This is a genomic window from Thermonema sp. (assembly GCF_026003375.1).
Taxonomy (GTDB): Bacteria; Bacteroidota; Bacteroidia; order Cytophagales; family Thermonemataceae; genus Thermonema; species Thermonema rossianum.
Genome location: NZ_BPHD01000003.1, coordinates 17,501 through 40,004, shown reverse-complemented (window position 1 = coordinate 40,004; position 22,504 = coordinate 17,501). Strand labels below are relative to the sequence as shown.

The window sequence follows — 22,504 nt, the reverse complement described above, 5'->3', positions numbered from 1 at the left end:
TGGTTTTTTACTCAAGATGCTTTTGGGTTAAGATAGATGCCCGGTCTTGTCCTTTTTTTAGCTTCCTAATGCCAACTGGTTGCTGATAAGATGATAGTAAAGCCCTTGCCGGTGCAGAAGCTCCTCATGGCTGCCTGTCTCTACCATCCGTCCATTTTCCAGCACTATGATGCGGTCGGCATTGCGCACCGTGCTTAAACGCCGGGCAGCTCCATCCAACTTTTGGGTGCAGCGGCAAAGTCGCACTGCAATTCTAAAAAAAAAGAAAAAATACAAACCAATAGCACAATACATATTTTTTAACAAAGCAGAGCAAGGTTATTGACCAACAAGTAGTTAGCATAAAAACAAAACAAAATCAATGTTACAACATTAATTTTATTACAAATTAAAGATAGAGTTATATTCACTTAAATGGTGGGCGTTTTTTATACACAAAAGACGGCGTGGCAAGCCTCGACGGCAAGCAACTGGTTCAAGACAGCATCATGGTGCACGAAGCCCCCGAAACAGCAGGTACCCGGCTGGCAGAACGCCTCTTGAAAGCCGGTGCCGGCGATATACTCAAAGAAATCAAAGCGCAGTTGTAAGGCTATACTCCGGCTTTTGTTTTTTGATACGTTTACAATGTTTCCACTCTTTTGCTCATAAACGAAGAAAGCAGGTACTCCGCAATAGGATACCTGCTTTCATTACCCACTATGCGTGGGGGTCTTACTTACCCATACGCTGCTCTATATCGCCCCTATCCAAACGACTGTCTTGCGAGTTGGCAATGCGGCTGCCAAAAGTGTAGCGCACCCGCAGTTGCACATAACGGGCATCTTGATACATAGTTTGCTCGGTTATTCTTGAATACATATTCGTTTCCAAGCGGTATATATAGTTCCTTCCGAGGTCGTCGGAAGTCAGGCTCAGCGTCCAATCCCCAAAGCGGTAGTTAACGTCCACATAGAAATAAAAGAGCGGTGATATCTGTATGTTCATTTGGTTAAACGGTCCTCTCAGACCGGCTCCCATATCCACACTCAACACCTTGCCCTCTTTTTGAACAGGCACCAAAGTAAGCGTGCCCGATGTGTTCCAGGTAAAATTGAGGGCATCCGAAATGATGCTCTTGTAGGCACTGTAGGGTAAATATTGAAAAAATGCACCTGCTGCACTGAGCTTAAGTTGCCCCCGCCCTTGCCAAAAGCTTTCGGTATAGTCACCGAAAATAGCCCACATATGATAATCTGCGGCATTCAGGCGCTTAAAGGCATTGTTGCCCTGCTCGTCTTCCAGTAGCATCTGTGCACTTTTCCGCCCCTCGTATTTCCACAAAAGCCCTAAAACAATTTTTTGCCGGATGACATGTGACAAAGTATTGCTTATACTATAAGAAGGCTGCAGAAAGGGATTGTTTTCTATGTAATAGTTAGGCGCTGAGTAGAAACGATAGGGATTCAACTCCCAGAAGGCAGGGCGCTGAACACTGCCCCGGCTCTGCAGTTGCCATATATGATTTTCGTTTTGCACAAACAAGACGCTCACATCCGGCAGCGGGTTGAAGTACGTATTTTCGAACTTGCGCACGCCATCCAAAAAACCTTCATTGAAGGTGCTCTCCACGCGCAAGCCCACTTTCGACTGCCAGCGCTCCGACCACTGCTTCTGCCACCCGATGTAAGGCGTTACGTAATACTCCCGGTAGTCGTAAACAAAGGTGTTTTCCGGCTCAGGCACATAGCCCGATTGCGCCCACTGCCACCAACGCGTATCATTTCCGTTCACCGCATAAGCCCCGTAAACACCTGCCATCAATACACTTTTTTCCGACAAGGGGCGTTGGTAATCCACTTTATTGTATATGCTGCGTATGGTTTGAACCACATACTGACGCCGGCGTTCGTCATCGTTGCCCAAATAATCCTCATAATTCATGATGCCTTCGTTTTCGCTTTTGTAGTAGCTGAAAGCGGTATTCAGCGTAAGCTTTCCTTCGCCCACAGGCTGCTCGTAGAACACGCCCAAGGTTCCCGCTCCTTCACGCTCCAGTTTGGAATTGTCTTGCTTGCCCAGGGCTACGGTCTGCACGCCATTGCCTGTATATACTTCTTGCCGGAAATTGTTCAACTCCCGGGAAGGTGCGCCCCGGTTGGTTCTATAATTTCCGGACACCTGCACCTCCCACACCTGCCCCGAGGGCTTGCTATGAGAAGCTATCCAAGCAAGCGAAGTGCCAAGTCCCCTTCTATTTATCCATCGTGTATCGTTATAAGAAGCAGCACTTCCATCCTGCTCCATGATATTGTCCTTGCCAATATGGTACTGTATATCATTGCCGGCATAAAACATCAAGGTAGAGTTCCATTTCCCTTGTTTTGCCCAAGTAATGTCGCCGCCTTGCGAATTGAAGGTTCTCTGCATTGTCCATGCATTCAAATAATAGCGGGAATATAAGCCCCCCTTGCGCAAATATATTTTTACAATAGCCACATCGCCTTGTTCATCATACTCGGCACCGGGATTCAACACCAGCTCCACCCGTTCAATCTCCTCGGCAGGCAGGCTCTCCAGCAATGCTTTTATTTGCTCCTCCGATAAAAACGAGCGGCGCCCGTTCAGGTAATACACCGTCCGTTCTTTGCCCACTACATCCGGCAAACCACCTGCCTTTCTGCGCAGCATGGGCAGGCGTGCCAATGCCTGTTGTGTGGTAAGCCCCTTCAAAGCTTCGGTATTCGCCCAACTCATTGCCATACCGTCGGCTGTGGGCGTTATCAAAGGCTTGGGTGCAGTGATCTCCACCCCTTCCAGCTGTATGCCCGGCTTCATGCGAATTTCCAGATTGGTGTCTTGGCTAATCTCTACCTGTCGGTAATAATCTTCATACCCCACGTAGGTAATCAACAGATGATAGACACCCGCTTGTGGCACCTGCAGCTGAAAGCATCCGCGCTCATCGGCTGCCGTCGATAAGTTCACTGATGCCGAGTCGGTCAGCTGCACGGTAGCATAAGGCAAGCCGCCCTCTTCGTCTTGCACACAGCCGCTCAACTGCTTCTGCGCCCAAAGGTTCCGTAGTGGCAGAACCGCAAACACCAAGAAGTAAAAGTGCTTTTTTCATGGTTTTTTTGTTTTGCGTTTAAAGATTCAGTGAATGGTGATGAATGTTTCTTTACTAAAGATGCTTTTTTAGTAAAGAGGGTTGCCTCGTCTTGTTTTTTTTAGCTTCCTAATGCCAACCTCTTTGTTTAATGCACCAACACTGCTTTTTATTACACGACTTACCATGACGGGCCATTCGCCGCTCAATGTGTATCGTCTTCCTTCGTACAAAGGAAAAAAGGCGCCTCGAAAGACGCCTTTTTAAGCAAAACACTAAACTAAAGAGTTTTTGTTTAAGCCTGCTGTTTTTTCAGCTCTTCGAGCATGGTTTCTATGTGTTGGCGGGCACCAAAAAACTCCTGATAAGCTGCCACTATTTTATGCGAAGCATCCAGCAGATAAGTAATGCGTTTAGGAATGCCCAATATGGGCACCAGGGCGTCGTATTTTTTGCAGACCTCGCCCGAAGCATCGCTCAGCAGCTCAAAAGGCAGGTTATATTGTTGCTTGAAACGCCGGTGTGTGTCTATGTCGTCCCGGCTGATGCCGATGACGGTCACATCCAAGCCGCGAAAGTCGGCAAAATGGTCGCGGAACTCACAGGCTTCTTTGGTGCAGACTTTCGAGAAGTCTTTAGGGTAAAAAAAGAGGATGCAGGGCTTGCCTGCCATGTCTTTGCTCAAGGTAAAAGTTTCACGCTCCGTAGAGGGCAGCGTGAAGTCGGGGGCTTGTGTACCTACTTTCAATGCCATGGTCTGTTTGTTTTTTGCGTTGTGTTTATTATTCTTGAACAAGAGAAAGTTGTACAATGGTTTGCCCAACACAAAAGGTCCTGCATTCGTACAATTTTCACTTAAAAAGCTTACATTTAAAGCCCAAAAACAAAGAGAAACTATGGCTTACAATTTATTGAAAGGAAAAAGAGGCATCATTACCGGTGCACTGGACGAAAACTCTATCGCTTGGAAAGTGGCCGTACGTGCCAAAGAAGAAGGGCGCTACCTTCACCCTTACCAACGCGCCCGTGGCTCTGCGCATGGGCAAAATCAAAGAGCTTGGCCGAGCAGTGCAATACAGAGGTGATTCCGGCCGATGCCACCTCCGTGGAAGACCTCGAGAACCTCTACAAGCGTTCTATGGAATTGCTGGGCGGCAAAATTGATTTCGTGCTGCACTCCATAGGCATGAGCCCCAACGTGCGCAAAGGGCGCGAATACGGCGACCTGAATTACGACTGGTTCATGAAAACGCTCGATATCTCGGCTATGTCGTTCCACAAGATGCTGCAGGTAGCCGAAAAGCTCGACGCACTCAACGAAGGTGCTTCGGTGGTGGCATTGTCTTACATTGCCGCACAACGCACCTTCCCCGATTATTCGGACATGGCACAAGCCAAAGCCATGCTCGAGTCGATTGCCCGCAGCTATGGCGAGCGCTACGGACGCCTCAAGAAAGTGCGTATCAATACCATTTCCCAGTCGCCTACCCGCACCACGGCAGGCACCGGCATTTCAGGTTTCGATGTGTTCTATGATTATGCAGAGATGATGTCGCCGCTGGGCAACGCCACTGCCGACGACTGCGCCGACATGTGTATTGTGATGTTCTCTGACCTCACCCGCAAAGTAACTATGCAGAACATCTTCCATGACGGCGGCTTCTCCTCTATGGGCATCTCACCGCAGGTGGTAGAAAAACTCAGCAAATAAAAGTAGCTGTCTTTGCATCACATGAAGCCTTGTCCGTTGTGGCAGGGCTTTTTGTTTTTAGCCATCGCCCGGGGCTTTTCGTAGAAGTTTGTCAACGGCGGGTAAAAAACAGACGTAAGGCAGCAACAAACCACTAAGGAAAGCGTCCTTGTCATGCCGAACAAAGAGAAACATCTCGTCAAGCCAATTTTGCTTCTGCTTTTGTCATCTCGAACGAGCAAAGCGAGGGAGAGAGCTCATCAAACCAAGCCGCAAGAAGCAAAAGAGATTTCTCGCTACGCTCGAAATGACAAAGAAGGATCCTCGAAATGACAAGCAGGGGTGTGCGAAAGACAAAGCGAATGTGTGCGAAGTAGAAGAGGAAAATGACCAAAGGGCAAAAAATGCAACAGAACAAGCCAATAACAGATTTGAAGCGGATAAAAACAGCAAAAAATGAAACGGCATCTGAAAAAATGGGAAATTTCGTTGCGCACGCTTCCATTGCTAGCAGCGCTGCTGGCAATCAAGTACGCACTGGGGGCTTACACCGGTTTTCAGGGGCTGCTGAGCCTGCAGGAGATAGGACTGGTTGTTACCGCCGGCGTTTTCCTATTGGGTTTTATGCTTTCGGGCACTTTGGCAGACTATAAAGAGAGCGAGCGCATACCGGGCGAGATGGCTTCGGTATTGGAAAATATGGAAGAATTGGCTGTGAATGCTGCACAGCAAACGGGCATCTCCGCAAGTGAGTGCCGGCATGCCTGCATGCAAGTGATAAACACCACGCTGCAGTGGTTCTATAAACAAAGCTCACAAGAGGCGCTCTATGAGCAGTTGCATCAATACGCGCTTTTGCTGCACCGCTTGAGCCGCGAGGGGGCTCCGCCGCCTATCATCGGACGTGCCTTTCTTGAATTGAACAGCCTGCGCAAGCTGATTACACGCGCGGGAGTGATTTCACGCACCGGCTTTCTCAGCAGCGGTTATGCCCTGCTGGAGCTGCTGCTCGTAGCTATATTACTGTTATTGCTATTGACCCGCTTCCCCTCGCAAGTCCTGATGTTTACCATCACATCTACCGTAGGGCTGGTGTATATCTACCTTTATTTTTTGATTCGCGACATCGACGACCCTTTTGAATATGAGGCAGGAAAAGCATCAGGCGCCACCGAAGTAGCGCTCTTCCCCCTGGAAGAATACCGGCGACGCCTGCAAAACAGGCTTTTTGTTAATCAAACTTCATCCAACGAAGGCGAAGCGAGTTGAATACCACTATCACATCGGAGCAAGCCATCGCCAAAGCGGCAACCATGGGACTCAGCCACCCCACAGCCGCTACCGGTATAGCCAATACATTGTAGAAGAAAGCCCAAAAAAGGTTTTGCTTCATGACACGCACCGTGTGGGCGCCCACTTCAAAGGCGGTCTGCAGGTGCCGCAAGTCACCATCCAGCAGAATGACTTGAGCGGCATTGATAGCTACCTGCGTGGCATTGCTAAGCGAAATGCCCACATGTGCACGGCTCAAGGCCGGCGCATCGTTGACGCCATCGCCTACCATGGCCACCCGCGCTTTGGCTGCCAGCGACTCTACTTTTTGCAGTTTTTGCTCCGGTGTTTGCTCTGCATACACTTCATCGATGCCTACTTGCTGTGCCAGCCGGCGACATTTATGCTCTTTGTCACCACTCACCAGCACCGTACGTATTCCCCGCTTGTGTAAGTACTGCATCAAAGCGGGCGCATAAGGCTTCACTTGGTCTTCGATGGCTACCGCAGCTATCAGCACATCGTTGCAAAGCAAAAACAAATCATAGGTTTGCTTATAGCGGGCTTGGTCTTCGTCGTTCAGTAAACGGAACGAACCCAAACGGTAGCGATTGCCCTTCTCATCTTCTGCTTCCATGCCTACCCCTTTCACCTCGCGCAAGCTATGCAAAGGGAAAGGCTCTATGCCCTCATGTTGCAAACGGCGCGTAAGCGCGCGCGCAATGGGATGCGAAGAGGGCTGCTCCATAGCCAGCAACAAACGACGCACGAAGCCGGGCTCCGCACCAAAAGTATCTATTTGTTTTACCTCAAAGTCGCCGGTAGTGAGCGTGCCCGTCTTATCGAAAAGCACATATTGTATGCGCTGCAAGCGCTCCAGCGTGTCGGCACCGCGCAACAAGATACCAGCTTTGGCGGCTCTGCCCAAAGCTACGGTAACGGCAGTGGGCACCGCCAAGCCCATGGCACAGGGGCACGAAATCACCAGTACGGCTATGGCACGCGTGATGCTGTCGCTAAGTGGCAGCGCTGCCACCCAATAGTTGGCAGCAAAGGTAAGCAAGGCAATCAGTATCACTGCCGGTACAAACACGGCACTGACGCGATCAGCCAAGCGTTGAATAGAGGGCTTGCGGGCTTGCGCCTGTCGCACCAAGTCTATAATCTGTGAAAGCACCGTTTGTCCGGCGGCCTGCTGCACCTGCATACGAAAAGCGCCATCGACCACTTCGGTGCCGGCCATCAAGTGGTCACCTGCTTGTTTTTCCACGGGCAGGCTTTCACCTGAAATCAAAGCCTCATTGACTGCCCCTGCGCCTTCAACTACCTCGCCGTCGGCAGGCACCACATCGCCCGGCGCCAGCAACACCACATCGCCGGCAGTCAGGCTGTCGGCAGGCACCTCTTCGACCACCTGCCGCCCCGACGGATGCACGACCAAACGCTTGGCGGTAGCTTTTTGCAGTTGCGTAAGCTCATCTACTGCCGAAGTAGTTTGTTTCACAGCCCTGTGCTCCATGTAGTTGCCAAGCAACACAATGCTGATGATGCTGGCTGCCGTTTCGAAAAACATGTAATCGTGCCCGCCGTTTATCCACAATCCATATATGCTATACACCAAAGCAGCGGTGGCACCTGTCAGAATAAGCACATCCATATTGGCTACGCCGCTTCTGACCGAATGCCACGCGCTGCGCCCAAAGCGGTGCACACCAATGGCAAATACCGGCAAGCTAAGCCCCAACTGCACATAAGGGTTATGAAGCCAGGCATAGGGCAAAACCATTGCCAACAGCAGAGGCAAAGTGAAAGCCCAGGCTATTATCAGTTGCCGCAACAAAGGGTCCATGCCCCCCGCCGATGCGTGTGCTTCGGCGGCCGGCTGCACTTCATAGCCCAACTTACGGATGCCTTCCATGAGCGACTCCAAAGCCACTCCCTCGGGCAAATAAAAAATCACATCGCCCGATGCAAAATCTACTTTGGGCTGCTCCACACCTTTACGGCTCAGGTAGCGCTCTACGCCTAAAGCACAATTGGTGCAGCTCATGCCGCTTACTTTCAAATGCACTTGTGTGGCTGCACCGGCCTGCTTCGATTGCTTTTTTTCTCGAACTGCTGTTTCCATAGGGCTTAGGCATTTTGCAGGGACATCGCATCAAAGCCCGCTTCTTCGACCAATGCCTTCACTTCTTCGGCAGAGAGTGCGTCGGTATTGACGGTCAATATCTTGTCGGGGTGGTTGGTGTCCACTTCCCAATGTTGAATTTTGGGGTCATTCAAAAAACCACTTACACTGCGCACGCAGTTATTGCAATGGATATTGGTTTTGAAACGGTAAGTTTTCATCTTGCTTTTTGTTTTTTTGATTAGTTTGCATTGCAGTTTAGAAACGTTCCAAATATAAACTTTTGTTCATTTATCTTTAAAAAAACTTGCCATGCCTCCGGAAGCACCTCTGTTCTCTATCATCATCCCGGTATATAACCGCCCCGAAGAAGTAGATGAGCTGTTAGACTCCTTGTGCGGGCAGTCTTTTCGTTCGTTCGAAGTGATTGTGGTAGAAGACGGCTCGGAAAGGGACTGCCGGCAGGTGGTGCAGTTGTATAAAGAGCGGCTGCCGGTTCAATATATCTACAAGCAAAACTCAGGACCTTCGGCAAGCCGCAACCGGGGTGCACAAGATGCCCGGGGCGATTATTTGCTTTTCCTGGATTCCGACTGCCTGACGCCCCCCCACTTCTTGAAAGCGATTTATGATTTTTTACAAAAAGAAAAAGCAGCCTGTTTTGGCGGACCGGACACCGCTCATCCCGGCTTCTCGCCCATACAGAAGGCTATCAATTATGCCATGACTTCGCGGCTTACGACAGGGGGCATCCGGGGCGGCAAGCATTTTAACCCCTACCGTTTTTTGCCGCGCAGTTTCAACATGGGGGTGCAAAAAAAGGTGTTTCAAGAAGTCAAAGGCTTTGCCGAAGATATGCGCTTTGGCGAAGACATAGACCTTAGTTTACGTATCAGAGCGCATGGTTACCCCACTGTGCTGATTCCCGAAGCGTGGGTTTACCATAAGCGCAGAACCAAGTTGTGGCAGTTTTTCAAGCAAATCTATAATTCGGGCATGGCGCGCGTGTATTTGAGCGAGCGCCACCCCGGCACTCTCAAGCTCATCCACCTGCTGCCCTCGTGTTTCGTCTTGTTTGTGGCAGCCTCTCTGCTGCTTGCTTTGGTTTCGCCCTTTGCTTTGCTGCCGCTGCTCTTTTGGGCTTTGCTGATATTCATGGATGCCTTGGTAAATTACCGCTATCCTTTGCGCGTTGCTTTGACGGCAGTAGCCGCTGCCTTCCTTCAGCTAACTGCCTACGGCATAGGCTTCCTGCATGCGTGGGTGCGCCGCAAGCTGCTGCGCCTTCCCCAAAAACATGCCTTTGTGAAGCGGTTTTATGAGTGCTCTTCGAGCATGGTTTCTATATGTTGGCGGGCGCCAAAAAACTCCTGATAAGCTGCCACTATTTTATGCGAAGCATCCAGCAGATAAGTAATGCGTTTAGGAATGCCCAATATGGGCACCAGGGCGTCGTATTTTTTGCAGACCTCGCCCGAAGCATCGCTCAGCAGCTCAAAAGGCAGGTTATATTGTTGCTTGAAACGCCGGTGTGTGTCTATGTCGTCCCGGCTGATGCCGATGACGGTCACATCCAAGCCGCGAAAGTCGGCAAAATGGTCGCGGAACTCACAGGCTTCTTTGGTGCAGACTTTCGAGAAGTCTTTAGGGTAAAAAAAGAGGATGCAGGGCTTGCCTGCCATGTCTTTGCTCAAGGTAAAAGTTTCACGCTCCGTAGAGGGCAGCGTGAAGTCGGGGGCTTGTGTACCTACTTTCAATGCCATGGTCTGTTTGTTTTTTGCGTTGTGTTTGTTATTCTTGAACAAAGAATGCCGGACGATGGTTTGCTCAACCCAAAAGGTCCTGCGTTCGTACAATTTTCACTTAAAAAGCTTACATTTAAAGCCCAAAAACAAAGAGAAACTATGGCTTACAATTTATTGAAAGGAAAAAGAGGCATCATTACCGGTGCTCTGGACGAAAACTCTATCGCTTGGAAAGTGGCCGTACGTGCCAAAGAAGAGGGCGCTACTTTCACGCTTACCAACGCGCCCGTTGCCTTGCGCATGGGTAAAATCAAAGAATTGGCAGAGCAATGCAATACTGAAGTGATTCCGGCCGATGCCACCTCTGTGGAAGACCTCGAGAACCTCTACAAGCGTTCTATGGAATTGCTGGGCGGCAAAATCGATTTCGTGCTGCACTCCATAGGCATGAGCCCCAACGTGCGCAAAGGGCGCGAATACGGCGACCTGAATTACGACTGGTTCATGAAAACGCTCGATATCTCGGCTATGTCGTTCCACAAGATGCTGCAGGTAGCCGAAAAGCTCGACGCACTCAACGAAGGGGCTTCGGTGGTGGCATTGTCTTACATTGCCGCACAACGCACCTTCCCCGATTATTCGGACATGGCACAAGCCAAAGCCATGCTCGAATCGATTGCACGCAGCTACGGCGAACGCTACGGGCGCCTCAAGAAAGTGCGTATCAATACCATTTCCCAGTCGCCTACCCGCACCACGGCAGGCACCGGCATTTCAGGTTTCGATGTGTTCTATGATTATGCAGAGATGATGTCGCCGCTGGGCAACGCCACTGCCGACGACTGCGCCGACATGTGTATTGTGATGTTCTCTGACCTCACCCGCAAAGTAACTATGCAGAACATCTTCCATGACGGCGGCTTCTCCTCTATGGGCATCTCACCGCAGGTGGTAGAAAAACTCAGCAAATAAAAGTAGCTGTCTTTGCATCACATGAAGCCTTGTCCGTTGTGGCAGGGCTTTTTGTTTTTAGCCATCGCCCGGGGCTTTTCGTAGAAGTTTGTCAACGGCGGGTAAAAAACAGACGTAAGGCAGCAACAAACCACTAAGGAAAGCGTCCTTGTCATGCCGAACAAAGAGAAACATCTCGTCAAGCCAATTTTGCTTCTGCTTTTGTCATCTCGAACGAGCAAAGCGAGGGAGAGAGCTCATCAAACCAAGCCGCAAGAAGCAAAAGAGATTTCTCGCTACGCTCGAAATGACAAAGAAGGATCCTCGAAATGACAAGCAGGGGTGTGCGAAAGACAAAGCGAATGTGTGCGAAGTAGAAGAGGAAAATGACCAAAGGGCAAAAAATGCAACAGAACAAGCCAATAACAGATTTGAAGCGGATAAAAACAGCAAAAAATGAAACGGCATCTGAAAAAATGGGAAATTTCGTTGCGCACGCTTCCATTGCTAGCAGCGCTGCTGGCAATCAAGTACGCACTGGGGGCTTACACCGGTTTTCAGGGGCTGCTGAGCCTGCAGGAGATAGGACTGGTTGTTACCGCCGGCGTTTTCCTATTGGGTTTTATGCTTTCGGGCACTTTGGCAGACTATAAAGAGAGCGAGCGCATACCGGGCGAGATGGCTTCGGTATTGGAAAATATGGAAGAATTGGCTGTGAATGCTGCACAGCAAACGGGCATCTCCGCAAGTGAGTGCCGGCATGCCTGCATGCAAGTGATAAACACCACGCTGCAGTGGTTCTATAAACAAAGCTCACAAGAGGCGCTCTATGAGCAGTTGCATCAATACGCGCTTTTGCTGCACCGCTTGAGCCGCGAGGGGGCTCCGCCGCCTATCATCGGACGTGCCTTTCTTGAATTGAACAGCCTGCGCAAGCTGATTACACGCGCGGGAGTGATTTCACGCACCGGCTTTCTCAGCAGCGGTTATGCCCTGCTGGAGCTGCTGCTCGTAGCTATATTACTGTTATTGCTATTGACCCGCTTCCCCTCGCAAGTCCTGATGTTTACCATCACATCTACCGTAGGGCTGGTGTATATCTACCTTTATTTTTTGATTCGCGACATCGACGACCCTTTTGAATATGAGGCAGGAAAAGCAGCAGGCGCCGCCGAAGTAGCGCTCTTCCCCCTGGAAGAATACCGGCGACGCCTGCAAAACAGGCTTTTTGTTAATCAAACTTCATCCAACGAAGGCGAAGCGAGTTGAATACCACTATCACATCGGAGCAAGCCATCGCCAAAGCGGCAACCATGGGACTCAGCCACCCCACAGCCGCTACCGGTATAGCCAATACATTGTAGAAGAAAGCCCAAAAAAGGTTTTGCTTCATGACACGCACCGTGTGGGCGCCCACTTCAAAGGCGGTCTGCAGGTGCCGCAAGTCACCATCCAGCAGAATGACTTGAGCGGCATTGATAGCTACCTGCGTGGCATTGCTAAGCGAAATGCCCACATGTGCCCGGCTTAATGCGGGGGCATCGTTGATGCCATCACCTACCATGGCCACCCGCGCTTTGGCTGCCAGCGACTCTACTTTTTGCAGTTTTTGCTCCGGTGTTTGCTCTGCATACACTTCATCGATGCCTACTTGCTGTGCCAGCCGGCGACATTTATGCTCTTTGTCACCACTCACCAGCACCGTACGTATTCCCCGCTTGTGTAAGTACTGCATCAAAGCGGGCGCATAAGGCTTCACTTGGTCTTCGATGGCTACCGCAGCTATCAGCACATCGTTGCAAAGCAAAAACAAATCATAGGTTTGCTTATAGCGGGCTTGGTCTTCGTCGTTCAGTAAACGGAACGAACCCAAACGGTAGCGATTGCCCTTCTCATCTTCTGCTTCCATGCCTACCCCTTTCACCTCGCGCAAGCTATGCAAAGGGAAAGGCTCTATGCCCTCATGTTGCAAACGGCGCGTAAGCGCGCGCGCAATGGGATGCGAAGAGGGCTGCTCCATAGCCAGCAACAAACGACGCACGAAGCCGGGCTCCGCACCAAAAGTATCTATTTGTTTTACCTCAAAGTCGCCGGTAGTGAGCGTGCCCGTCTTATCGAAAAGCACATATTGTATGCGCTGCAAGCGCTCCAGCGTGTCGGCACCGCGCAACAAGATACCAGCTTTGGCGGCTCTGCCCAAAGCTACGGTAACGGCAGTGGGCACCGCCAAGCCCATGGCACAGGGGCACGAAATCACCAGTACGGCTATGGCACGCGTGATGCTGTCGCTAAGTGGCAGCGCTGCCACCCAATAGTTGGCAGCAAAGGTAAGCAAGGCAATCAGTATCACTGCCGGTACAAACACGGCACTGACGCGATCAGCCAAGCGTTGAATAGAGGGCTTGCGGGCTTGCGCCTGTCGCACCAAGTCTATAATCTGTGAAAGCACCGTTTGTCCGGCGGCCTGCTGCACCTGCATACGAAAAGCGCCATCGACCACTTCGGTGCCGGCCATCAAGTGGTCACCTGCTTGTTTTTCCACGGGCAGGCTTTCACCTGAAATCAAAGCCTCATTGACTGCCCCTGCGCCTTCAACTACCTCGCCGTCGGCAGGCACCACATCGCCCGGCGCCAGCAACACCACATCGCCGGCAGTCAGGCTGTCGGCAGGCACCTCTTCGACCACCTGCCGCCCCGACGGATGCACGACCAAACGCTTGGCGGTAGCTTTTTGCAGTTGCGTAAGCTCATCTACTGCCGAAGTAGTTTGTTTCACAGCCCTGTGCTCCATGTAGTTGCCAAGCAACACAATGCTGATGATGCTGGCTGCCGTTTCGAAAAACATGTAATCGTGCCCGCCGTTTATCCACAATCCATATATGCTATACACCAAAGCAGCGGTGGCACCTGTCAGAATAAGCACATCCATATTGGCTACGCCGCTTCTGACCGAATGCCACGCGCTGCGCCCAAAGCGGTGCACACCAATGGCAAATACCGGCAAGCTAAGCCCCAACTGCACATAAGGGTTATGAAGCCAGGCATAGGGCAAAACCATTGCCAACAGCAGAGGCAAAGTGAAAGCCCAGGCTATTATCAGTTGCCGCAACAAAGGGTCCATGCCCCCCGCCGATGCGTGTGCTTCGGCGGCCGGCTGCACTTCATAGCCCAACTTACGGATGCCTTCCATGAGCGACTCCAAAGCCACTCCCTCGGGCAAATAAAAAATCACATCGCCCGATGCAAAATCTACTTTGGGCTGCTCCACACCTTTACGGCTCAGGTAGCGCTCTACGCCTAAAGCACAATTGGTGCAGCTCATGCCGCTTACTTTCAAATGCACTTGTGTGGCTGCACCGGCCTGCTTCGATTGCTTTTTTTCTCGAACTGCTGTTTCCATAGGGCTTAGGCATTTTGCAGGGACATCGCATCAAAGCCCGCTTCTTCGACCAATGCCTTCACTTCTTCGGCAGAGAGTGCGTCGGTATTGACGGTCAATATCTTGTCGGGGTGGTTGGTGTCCACTTCCCAATGTTGAATTTTGGGGTCATTCAAAAAACCACTTACACTGCGCACGCAGTTATTGCAATGGATATTGGTTTTGAAACGGTAAGTTTTCATCTTGCTTTTTGTTTTTTTGATTAGTTTGCATTGCAGTTTAGAAACGTTCCAAATATAAACTTTTGTTCATTTATCTTTAAAAAAACTTGCCATGCCTCCGGAAGCACCTCTGTTCTCTATCATCATCCCGGTATATAACCGCCCCGAAGAAGTAGATGAGCTGTTAGACTCCTTGTGCGGGCAGTCTTTTCGTTCGTTCGAAGTGATTGTGGTAGAAGACGGCTCGGAAAGGGACTGCCGGCAGGTGGTGCAGTTGTATAAAGAGCGGCTGCCGGTTCAATATATCTACAAGCAAAACTCAGGACCTTCGGCAAGCCGCAACCGGGGTGCACAAGATGCCCGGGGCGATTATTTGCTTTTCCTGGATTCCGACTGCCTGACGCCCCCCCACTTCTTGAAAGCGATTTATGATTTTTTACAAAAAGAAAAAGCAGCCTGTTTTGGCGGACCGGACACCGCTCATCCCGGCTTCTCGCCCATACAGAAGGCTATCAATTATGCCATGACTTCGCGGCTTACGACAGGGGGCATCCGGGGCGGCAAGCATTTTAACCCCTACCGTTTTTTGCCGCGCAGTTTCAACATGGGGGTGCAAAAAAAGGTGTTTCAAGAAGTCAAAGGCTTTGCCGAAGATATGCGCTTTGGCGAAGACATAGACCTTAGTTTACGTATCAGAGCGCATGGTTACCCCACTGTGCTGATTCCCGAAGCGTGGGTTTACCATAAGCGCAGAACCAAGTTGTGGCAGTTTTTCAAGCAAATCTATAATTCGGGCATGGCGCGCGTGTATTTGAGCGAGCGCCACCCCGGCACTCTCAAGCTCATCCACCTGCTGCCCTCGTGTTTCGTCTTGTTTGTGGCAGCCTCTCTGCTGCTTGCTTTGGTTTCGCCCTTTGCTTTGCTGCCGCTGCTCTTTTGGGCTTTGCTGATATTCATGGATGCCTTGGTAAATTACCGCTATCCTTTGCGCGTTGCTTTGACGGCAGTAGCCGCTGCCTTCCTTCAGCTAACTGCCTACGGCATAGGCTTCCTGCATGCGTGGGTGCGCCGCAAGCTGCTGCGCCTTCCCCAAAAACATGCCTTTGTGAAGCGGTTTTATGAGTAGGGAAACGATTAACATATTGATGTGTTGGTTTTATTTTTTAAATTTGTGTTACGTGGTTCCTACCCTAAACACAGAAGGACGTATGGGACAGCTGACCAAAGAGCAACGAAAAAAAAACATGCAGGCTGTCAAGTCTAAAGGCACCAAAGCAGAAGTAATGTTGGCAAAAGCTCTTTGGCATCGAGGATTACGGTATAGAAAAAATGACAAAAGTGTTTTCGGCACCCCTGACCTAACCTTTAAGAAGTATAAAATCGCCGTATTTGTGGACGGAGAATTCTGGCATGGAAAAGATTGGGAGAAACGCAAATATGACCATAAAACAAATGTTGAGTTTTGGCACAATAAAATCGAGCGGAATATTCAAAGAGACAAAGAGGTAAATAAGAAGCTCAAAGAAGAAGGATGGGTGGTTCTGCGCTTCTGGTGCAAAGAAGTGTTGAAAAATACGGAAAACTGTGTCGAACAAATAATCAAGAGAATCCATGAACGTAAACAGCAAAAAATACAATAAGGTATTATCTTACCCTGCCCCAATTCAGTTAAAGGACATGTCTTTACATGAGCAAGCTATTGTTACACATTATCTCCATAACAAGAACACACCGGAGGCTGCTCCGTTCATAGATGCGGTACAGAAAATTCTCTGCAAATATAAAATAGAAACACCTGTCGATACTGATACTTTGCAGGAAAACCCTTTACAGACTTCCCTTTTTATTGAGCATAATGTACCATTTCCAACTCCCCCTTCCCCTAGATTTACATTTATAGACCTATTTGCGGGGATTGGAGGGTTCCGCATAGCCATGCAAAACCTTGGTGGACGTTGTGTCTTTTCAAGCGAGTGGGATAAAGATGCTCAGAAAACTTATAAAGCAAACTTCGGAGATGTTCCTTTCGGCGACATTACTACCGAAGAAGTAAAGCAATTCATCCCCGATAATTTCGACATCCTATGTGCGGGCTTCCCATGCCAAGCATTCTCTATCGCAGGAAAAAGAGGGGGGTTCGAAGACACCAGAGGTACGCTGTTTTTTGACGTAGCCGAAATTATTCGACGCAAGCAACCTAAAGCCATATTGCTGGAAAATGTCAAGGGCCTTGTCAATCATGACAAAGGGAAAACTCTGGCTACCATTCTTAATGTACTCCGAAATGACTTGGGATATTTTGTACCTGACCCCAAGGTACTTAATGCTAAAGATTTTGGAGTGCCCCAAAACAGAGAGAGAGTATTTATTGTCGGTTTTCACCCCGACTTAAATATATCAGAGTTTGACTACCCAAAGCCATTGGGAATTAAAGTTTCTTTTAAAGATGTGAAAGAGACACCTCCTGTCCCTACTAAATATTACCTTTCGACACAATACTTGAGTACACTCAAAAAGCACAAAGAACGCCATGCTCGTAAAGGCAATGGTTTTGGCTATGAAATAATTTCGGATGACGGCATAGCCAATGCAGTAGTTTGCGGAGGTATGGGAAGAGAACGCAATTTGGTATATGACCCCGATATTACAGACTTTACTCCTCAAACCAACATAAAAGGAGAAGTTAACCGTGAGGGCATACGCAAAATGACCCCCCGAGAATGGGCTCGTCTACAAGGCTTTCCCGACGCTTTTCGCATTCCTGTGTCAGATAGCGCCGCATATAAACAGTTTGGTAACTCCGTTGCTATTCCGGTAGTACAGGCGGTAGGAAAAGAAATTCTTAAAGTACTCAAATATGCTTAAAGAGCTGGGAATAATTGTAGGAAGTGACACAAAAGCGGGAAATGCTTTTGAGTCACTGTTTCCGAACTTTATGGAAGTTGAATATTCTACTCCATCGGAGTACGTAAAAACATATTGGGAAAAATACCAAAAGCGTACCGGCAATAATAGCAACTTAAACGGAAAAGTTTTTGAATATATTTTAGCAACACTTTGCATTAGAGAGAACATTCTCCCTCTATATTTAAGTGCAAAAGTTGCTTTTGTTCCCAATGTGATTTATGACCTCATGTTCTACACAGCTGAGCGTGGCCCCATTTGTTGGAGTGTAAAAACAAGCTTACGAGAAAGATACAAGCAGGCTGATTTGGAATCAATCGCTCTTAAATACGTTCATAGAAAAGCGTTGAGCTATTTGATAACACTTGAAGAAAACGAAGCAAAAAGCGTAAAAAGAAAAATAAAAACCGGTGATGTTATCGGTTTAGACAATGTTATAGTGGCTACCGAACCCGAGTTTGACCAGTTAGTAGCAAACTTAAAGACGTTTCAATTTGAAGAACCTCCGACAGTAAAAGTAATAGAATCAAGCCAAGTGGTGACGATTGAAAAAGTAAGATCCATTCTTACATAAGAATAAACACCACAGAGCCACACATAAAACAGGCAGGACAAGTAGCAGGTTGAATCATAAAATTAAATCAAAAGGGGTACTTTCTGACATTTTAGCCCCTCCCCCCACACCATATTTCATGTACAAGCGTCCCTTCCCACATTCACCACCAGGGCTTCGATGTTATCAACCGGCTTTTGCACATAAAAAATCGGTCCGGCGAATGCATCCTAAACCTCCAAGACATAATATCAAGGCTACCTGTTTTAGTAGCGATGGTTTCCCCGTGAATATTTGAAGGAGAGCAAGAAAGCATGTCAACAAGCGCTGTTTCAACTACAACAGAAGCCTAATAAACTCTGGGCTATTCCCAAAACAGGGGAAGAGTGCCCCTTTTGAAAGCCTCATAGAGTACCCATCAGAAAAACTATAAAAGCAAAGCCGGTTATCTGAGCTCATTGATGTATAAAGGGACACTCGTCAATATATCTCTCGAACAGAAGCAAATGTATGATTGCTATGGTTTTTCTAAAAAGTACATACAAGGTATATTATTCCAGATAATCACAATGATTGGAAAGACCTCTTTTTAGAAATGAGAAATTCAAGTTTTTCAAAATTAGAGAGACCAGATTACGAAACCATTGAAACTACACTCATCATTTATAAAAATCACACTAATCCGTATATTTTTCGAGCAGTTTTATAGCATCATCATTACCATTTCGCCTTGCGTGAAGCAAAGCCGTCATGCCATTCTCATCTTCCGCATCCACATCGGCACCGTATTCTATGAGCAATTTGGCGACGGCTGTATGACCATGAGCTGCCGCCCACATCAAAGCCGTACGGCCGGAAACATCTTTCGCATCCACATCGGCACCGTATTCTATGAGCAATTTGGCGACGGCTGTATGACCATGAACTGCCGCCTCCATCAAAGCCGTACCGCCGAAATCATCTTTCGCATCCACATCGGCACCGTATTCTATGAGCAATTCGGCGACGGCTGTATGACCTCCCATCGCCGCCAACATCAAAGGAGTACGGCCGGAAACATCTAAGGCTTCCACATCGGCGCCGTTTTGAATTAATAATTCGGCTACATCTTTATGTCCATTCTCTGCCGCCTCCATCAAAGCCGTACGACCCTCCTCATATTTCGCATTCACATCGGCGCCATTTTGAATTAATAATTCGGCAACGTCTTTATGACCATAATTTACCGCCAACATCAAAGCCGTACGACCCTCCTCATATTTCGCATTCACATCGGCGCCATTTTCTATAAGCAATTCGACAATGTCTGTACGACCTTCCTTCACCGCCAACATCAAAGCCGTCCAGCCACCATCATCTTTCGCGTTCACATCGGCGCCATTTTGAATTAATAATTCGGCAACGTCTTTATGACCATAATTTACCGCCAACATCAAAGCCGTACTGCCATCATTATCTTCCGCATCCACATCGGCGCCATTTTCTATAAGCAATTTGGCGATACCTGCATGACCATTCCCCGCCGCCTCCATCAAAGCCGTATTGCCATATTTATCTTTCGTATTCACATAGGCGCCCTTTTGAAGAAGTAGTTTGGCGATGTCTTTATGTCCATAATATGCTGCATCCATCAAAGCCGTACTGCCATCATTATCTTCCGCATCCACATAGGCGCCCTTTTCTATAAGCAATTCGACAATGGCTGTACGACCTTCCTTCACCGCCAACATCAAAGCCGTATGCCCCTCCTCATCTTTCGCATCCACATAGGCGCCCTTTTCTATAAGCAATTCGACAATGGCTGTACGACCTTCCTTCACCGCCAACATCAAAGCCGTATGCCCCTCCTCATCTTTCGCATCCACATAGGCGCCCTTTTCTATAAGCAATTTGGCGATAGCTGCATGACCATTCCCCGCCGCCTCCATCAAAGCCGTACTGCCATATTTATCTTTCGCATTCACATCGGCGCCCTTTTGAATTAATAATTCGGCTATGTCTTTATGACCGCTCCCCGCTGCCCACATCAAAGCCGTACTGCCATCATTATCTTCCGCATCCACATAGGCGCCCTTTTCTATAAGCAATTTGGCGATACCTGCATGACCATTCCCCGCCGCCTCCATCAAAGCCGTATTGCCATATTTATCTTTCGCATTCACATCGGCGTCCTTTTGAAGAAGTAGTTTGGCGATGTCTTTATGTCCATAATATGCCGCCTCCATCAAAGCCGTACTGCCATCATTATCTTCCGCATCCACATAGGCGCCCTTTTCTATAAGCAATTCGACAATGGCTGTACGACCTTCCTTCACCGCCTCCATCAAAGCCGTACGACCCTCTTCATCTTTCGCATCCACATCAGCGCCCTTTTCTATAAGCAATTTGGCGATACCTGCATGACCATTCCCCGCCGCCTCCATCAAAGCCGTATTGCCATATTTATCTTTCGCATTCACATCGGCGCCCTTTTGAATTAGTAATTCGGCAATGTCTTTATGACCATAATTTGCCGCCGCCAACATCAAAGCCGTTTTGCCATACTTACCTTTCGCATTCACATCGGCGCCCTTTTCTATAAGCAATTCGACAATGGCTGTATGACCATGAGCTACCGCCAACATCAAAGCTGTACGACCAGTATTATCTTTCGCATTCACATCGGCGCCCTTTTCTATATATAATTTTACTTTATCAATATCATTTATCAATACATAGTAAAAGAAAAGTCCATTTAAATCATCGGCGTCCTTTTCTATTCCATTTAAATCATCGACGCCCTTTTCTATGAGCAATTCGAAGATGTCTGTACGACCTCTCTCTGGCGCCTCCATCAAAGCCGTACGGCCGAAATTATCTAACGCTTCTACATCGGCGCCCTTTTCTATGAGCAATTCGACAATGGCTGTATGACCATGAGCTACCGCCAACATCAAAGCCGTACGACCAGTATTATCTTTCGCATTCATATCGGCGCCCTTTTGAAGAAGTAGTTTGGCGATGTCTTTATGTCCATAATATGCCGCCTCCATCAAAGCCGTACTGCCGTAATCATTTATCCCATTCACATCGGCACCGTATTCTATGAGCAATTTGGCGACGGCTGTATGACCATGAGCTGCCGCCTCCATCAAAGCCGTACTGCCACTATTAGTTTTCGCATTCACATAGGCGCCCTTTTGAAGAAGTAGTTTGGCGATGTCTTTGTATCCTTCCCTCGCTGCGAACATCAAAGCCGTACTGCCATCATTTTTTTTCGCATTCACATCCGCCCCCTTCCGAAGGAGTAGCTCGGCGATGACTTTATGTCCATTCACTGCTGCCCACATCAAAGCCGTACGGCCGAAATTATCTAACGCTTCTACATCGGCACCGTATTCTATGAGCAATTTGGCGACGGCTGTATGACCATGAGCTGCCGCCTCCATCAAAGCCGTTTTGCCATACTCACCTTTCGCATTCACATCGGCGCCCTCTTTTATGAGTGCCCGGACTGCTTTTGTGTCTCCTTTTTCTACTGCTGCTAATAAATACCATGATATACTGTCCATAACTTTGTATTTTTTTATGCTTGATTGACCTTGTTCATTCAAAAATAGAGGTTCAAAAAGCATGGATAGTTTGCTATTCTAAATATAAAAACTCATATTACTAACAAAGCAATATGCGTAAAAAACATTTTTTGTTTCAATACAGCTACTTCTACTACTTCAATTCCGGCGGAATCCTGTATCTCTTCTACCGCTATACCGAGAGACTTTATCCAATTATAAACGCTGACACACCCCATACACAAAAATCGCCCGGCGAATGCACCCTAAACCTTCAAGATATCAACAAAGCTGCCCATTGTAGTACCGGCGGTCTCCCCGGGCTCCATCCTAAAGCAACAGTGACATTTTTAGCATAAATATCCTTGCTTGTTTGCGACTGTTCCGGATTTACATCCCGGACAATATTTCTTTAATAATACCAAGAAAAACAACCACAGAGGGCATAGAAAAACACGGAGAATAGGCAATAACTTCCCTCTGTGCCTCTCTGTGTGCTCTGTGGTAAAAAATATAATGAAGCGACATGGTTGGCACCCGGAAATCGCCCGGCAGACCGGAAGCCGCATCCACCCTGTTTTCACGAGCCGGCTTTACGCCTCCCCTTGCCCCCTCATGCCCGGGCATGCGTGTAAAGCTCACCCCATCCCACCAACGTTTAAATACTTGCTGCCGGTCGTTGGCGTTTAGTTTCTGCCCCCGCTTCGCCACAACAAAGGCCGCTTTTCTTATACTGCCCTTTTCGCTAACTTTAAAACCTGAGCGTAAACAAACATAAACAAAAGTAAGCAACACAATACACACACTATGGGAATACGTGCTACTTTGAGCAAGCCACTGGCATGGTGGACGGTGCAGCAACAAAAACGATGGATGCAGCGCCCTGTTGAAACGCAACTACACTGGATGCACAAGCTGGTGCAACAAGCCCGGCATACCGCTTTCGGCAAAGAACATGGCTTCGATGCCATTCACTCATACGAAGATTTCAAAAAGCAAGTGCCCATCCGCGATTATGAGGG

20 protein-coding genes and 1 pseudogene (1 of these 21 only partly in view) are annotated in these 22,504 nt (G+C 48.6%); 11 read left to right on the top strand and 10 right to left on the bottom strand.

Going from position 1 to position 22,504, the window contains the following annotated elements:
* Positions 1-57 precede the first annotated feature (57 nt).
* Complete coding sequence (locus tag QVE43_RS09740; protein ID WP_288006621.1) at positions 58-219, bottom strand: hypothetical protein; 162 nt, start codon at positions 217-219, stop codon at positions 58-60.
* A 227-nt stretch (positions 220-446) separates the two neighbouring features.
* On the opposite strand from QVE43_RS09740, the gene QVE43_RS09735 reads away from it, so the two are divergent.
* Complete coding sequence (locus QVE43_RS09735; protein WP_288006618.1) at positions 447-590, top strand: hypothetical protein; 144 nt, start codon at positions 447-449, stop codon at positions 588-590.
* Positions 591-714: 124 nt separating this feature from the next.
* Here QVE43_RS09735 and QVE43_RS09730 read toward each other — a convergent pair whose 3' ends face one another.
* Positions 715-3,084 carry an outer membrane beta-barrel protein gene (locus tag QVE43_RS09730; RefSeq protein ID WP_288007644.1) on the bottom strand — a complete coding sequence of 790 codons (2,370 nt, stop codon included), beginning with the start codon at positions 3,082-3,084 and terminating at the stop codon, positions 715-717.
* A gap of 299 nt (positions 3,085-3,383) precedes the next feature.
* Positions 3,384-3,842, bottom strand: a complete 459-nt coding sequence (locus QVE43_RS09725; RefSeq protein ID WP_288006615.1) for a peroxiredoxin — start codon at positions 3,840-3,842, stop codon at positions 3,384-3,386.
* Positions 3,843-3,984: 142 nt separating this feature from the next.
* On the opposite strand from QVE43_RS09725, the pseudogene QVE43_RS09720 reads away from it, so the two are divergent.
* Both QVE43_RS09720 and QVE43_RS09715 read left to right on the top strand, forming a co-directional pair.
* Positions 3,985-4,799: pseudogene (locus QVE43_RS09720) on the top strand (enoyl-ACP reductase).
* Positions 4,800-5,234: 435 nt separating this feature from the next.
* On the top strand, positions 5,235-6,047 hold the full coding sequence (locus tag QVE43_RS09715; RefSeq protein WP_288006612.1) for a hypothetical protein: 813 nt from the start codon (positions 5,235-5,237) through the stop codon (positions 6,045-6,047).
* Here the strand turns inward: QVE43_RS09715 and QVE43_RS09710 are convergent.
* Positions 6,010-8,178 carry a cation-translocating P-type ATPase gene (locus tag QVE43_RS09710; RefSeq protein WP_288006610.1) on the bottom strand — a complete coding sequence of 723 codons (2,169 nt, stop codon included), beginning with the start codon at positions 8,176-8,178 and terminating at the stop codon, positions 6,010-6,012. The genes QVE43_RS09715 and QVE43_RS09710 overlap by 38 nt on opposite strands.
* A 5-nt stretch (positions 8,179-8,183) precedes the next feature.
* Complete coding sequence (locus QVE43_RS09705) at positions 8,184-8,399, bottom strand: heavy-metal-associated domain-containing protein (protein WP_288006595.1); 216 nt, start codon at positions 8,397-8,399, stop codon at positions 8,184-8,186.
* Between the two features lie 91 nt (positions 8,400-8,490).
* On the opposite strand from QVE43_RS09705, the gene QVE43_RS09700 reads away from it, so the two are divergent.
* Entirely contained in the window at positions 8,491-9,552 is a 1,062-nt protein-coding gene (locus tag QVE43_RS09700; RefSeq protein WP_288006607.1) for a glycosyltransferase, read from the top strand.
* Here QVE43_RS09700 and QVE43_RS09695 read toward each other — a convergent pair.
* A complete protein-coding gene (locus QVE43_RS09695; RefSeq protein ID WP_288006604.1) occupies positions 9,495-9,941 on the bottom strand; it encodes a peroxiredoxin in 447 nt (148 codons plus the stop codon). The two genes, QVE43_RS09700 and QVE43_RS09695, sit on opposite strands and share 58 nt — an antisense overlap.
* Before the next feature lie 141 nt (positions 9,942-10,082).
* Between QVE43_RS09695 and QVE43_RS09690 the strand changes: the two genes are divergently transcribed.
* Positions 10,083-10,895, top strand: a complete 813-nt coding sequence (locus QVE43_RS09690) for an enoyl-ACP reductase (RefSeq protein WP_288006602.1) — start codon at positions 10,083-10,085, stop codon at positions 10,893-10,895.
* A gap of 435 nt (positions 10,896-11,330) precedes the next feature.
* On the top strand, positions 11,331-12,143 hold the full coding sequence (locus QVE43_RS09685; protein ID WP_288006600.1) for a hypothetical protein: 813 nt from the start codon (positions 11,331-11,333) through the stop codon (positions 12,141-12,143).
* On the opposite strand, the gene QVE43_RS09680 is transcribed toward QVE43_RS09685, so the two are convergent.
* Both QVE43_RS09680 and QVE43_RS09675 read right to left on the bottom strand, forming a co-directional pair.
* Positions 12,106-14,274: a cation-translocating P-type ATPase gene (locus QVE43_RS09680; RefSeq protein WP_288006597.1), complete on the bottom strand. Its 2,169-nt coding sequence runs from the start codon at positions 14,272-14,274 to the stop codon at positions 12,106-12,108. The two genes, QVE43_RS09685 and QVE43_RS09680, sit on opposite strands and share 38 nt — an antisense overlap.
* 5 nt (positions 14,275-14,279) lie before the next feature.
* Positions 14,280-14,495 (bottom strand): heavy-metal-associated domain-containing protein, encoded by a 216-nt coding sequence (locus tag QVE43_RS09675; RefSeq protein ID WP_288006595.1) that lies wholly within the window; start codon positions 14,493-14,495, stop codon positions 14,280-14,282.
* A gap of 91 nt (positions 14,496-14,586) precedes the next feature.
* Here QVE43_RS09675 and QVE43_RS09670 point away from each other — a divergent pair, with 91 nt between their 5' ends.
* The 4 genes from QVE43_RS09670 (at position 14,587) to QVE43_RS09655 (ending at position 17,952) form a co-directional block, all read left to right on the top strand.
* Positions 14,587-15,600 (top strand): glycosyltransferase, encoded by a 1,014-nt coding sequence (locus QVE43_RS09670; protein ID WP_288006593.1) that lies wholly within the window; start codon positions 14,587-14,589, stop codon positions 15,598-15,600.
* Positions 15,601-15,682: 82 nt separating this feature from the next.
* Positions 15,683-16,114 carry a very short patch repair endonuclease gene (locus QVE43_RS09665; protein ID WP_288006590.1) on the top strand — a complete coding sequence of 144 codons (432 nt, stop codon included), beginning with the start codon at positions 15,683-15,685 and terminating at the stop codon, positions 16,112-16,114.
* Positions 16,086-17,339, top strand: coding sequence for a DNA cytosine methyltransferase (locus tag QVE43_RS09660; protein WP_288006587.1), 1,254 nt, complete (start codon positions 16,086-16,088; stop codon positions 17,337-17,339). The genes QVE43_RS09665 and QVE43_RS09660 overlap by 29 nt, the downstream gene beginning before the upstream one ends.
* Positions 17,332-17,952 carry a hypothetical protein gene (locus QVE43_RS09655; RefSeq protein WP_288006584.1) on the top strand — a complete coding sequence of 207 codons (621 nt, stop codon included), beginning with the start codon at positions 17,332-17,334 and terminating at the stop codon, positions 17,950-17,952. Before QVE43_RS09660 ends, QVE43_RS09655 begins: the two co-directional genes overlap by 8 nt.
* 656 nt (positions 17,953-18,608) lie before the next feature.
* Here QVE43_RS09655 and QVE43_RS09650 read toward each other — a convergent pair.
* Both QVE43_RS09650 and QVE43_RS09645 read right to left on the bottom strand, forming a co-directional pair.
* Complete coding sequence (locus QVE43_RS09650) at positions 18,609-21,482, bottom strand: ankyrin repeat domain-containing protein (RefSeq protein WP_288006579.1); 2,874 nt, start codon at positions 21,480-21,482, stop codon at positions 18,609-18,611.
* Positions 21,483-21,872: 390 nt separating this feature from the next.
* A complete protein-coding gene (locus tag QVE43_RS09645) occupies positions 21,873-22,193 on the bottom strand; it encodes a hypothetical protein (protein WP_288006577.1) in 321 nt (106 codons plus the stop codon).
* Positions 22,194-22,289: 96 nt separating this feature from the next.
* Here QVE43_RS09645 and QVE43_RS09640 point away from each other — a divergent pair, with 96 nt between their 5' ends.
* A protein-coding gene (locus QVE43_RS09640) for a GH3 auxin-responsive promoter family protein (protein ID WP_038031117.1) crosses the window boundary here: on the top strand, positions 22,290-22,504 show its 5' portion. 1,291 nt of this gene lie beyond the right edge of the window; the window shows 215 of its 1,506 coding nt (coding positions 1-215); its start codon is at positions 22,290-22,292; its stop codon lies beyond the right edge, outside the window.

Excerpts from the sequence above, each read along its gene's own strand:
- QVE43_RS09725 (WP_288006615.1), bottom strand. The coding sequence starts at position 3,842 with ATGGCATTGAAAGTAGGTACACAAGCCCCCGACTTCACGCTGCCCTCT.
- QVE43_RS09715 (WP_288006612.1), top strand. The coding sequence starts at position 5,235 with ATGAAACGGCATCTGAAAAAATGGGAAATTTCGTTGCGCACGCTTCCA.
- QVE43_RS09710 (WP_288006610.1), bottom strand. The coding sequence starts at position 8,178 with ATGGAAACAGCAGTTCGAGAAAAAAAGCAATCGAAGCAGGCCGGTGCA.
- QVE43_RS09705 (WP_288006595.1), bottom strand. The coding sequence starts at position 8,399 with ATGAAAACTTACCGTTTCAAAACCAATATCCATTGCAATAACTGCGTG.
- QVE43_RS09700 (WP_288006607.1), top strand. The coding sequence starts at position 8,491 with ATGCCTCCGGAAGCACCTCTGTTCTCTATCATCATCCCGGTATATAAC.
- QVE43_RS09695 (WP_288006604.1), bottom strand. The coding sequence starts at position 9,941 with ATGGCATTGAAAGTAGGTACACAAGCCCCCGACTTCACGCTGCCCTCT.
- QVE43_RS09690 (WP_288006602.1), top strand. The coding sequence starts at position 10,083 with ATGGCTTACAATTTATTGAAAGGAAAAAGAGGCATCATTACCGGTGCT.
- QVE43_RS09685 (WP_288006600.1), top strand. The coding sequence starts at position 11,331 with ATGAAACGGCATCTGAAAAAATGGGAAATTTCGTTGCGCACGCTTCCA.
- QVE43_RS09680 (WP_288006597.1), bottom strand. The coding sequence starts at position 14,274 with ATGGAAACAGCAGTTCGAGAAAAAAAGCAATCGAAGCAGGCCGGTGCA.
- QVE43_RS09675 (WP_288006595.1), bottom strand. The coding sequence starts at position 14,495 with ATGAAAACTTACCGTTTCAAAACCAATATCCATTGCAATAACTGCGTG.
- QVE43_RS09670 (WP_288006593.1), top strand. The coding sequence starts at position 14,587 with ATGCCTCCGGAAGCACCTCTGTTCTCTATCATCATCCCGGTATATAAC.
- QVE43_RS09665 (WP_288006590.1), top strand. The coding sequence starts at position 15,683 with ATGGGACAGCTGACCAAAGAGCAACGAAAAAAAAACATGCAGGCTGTC.
- QVE43_RS09660 (WP_288006587.1), top strand. The coding sequence starts at position 16,086 with ATGAACGTAAACAGCAAAAAATACAATAAGGTATTATCTTACCCTGCC.
- QVE43_RS09655 (WP_288006584.1), top strand. The coding sequence starts at position 17,332 with ATGCTTAAAGAGCTGGGAATAATTGTAGGAAGTGACACAAAAGCGGGA.
- QVE43_RS09650 (WP_288006579.1), bottom strand. The coding sequence starts at position 21,482 with ATGGACAGTATATCATGGTATTTATTAGCAGCAGTAGAAAAAGGAGAC.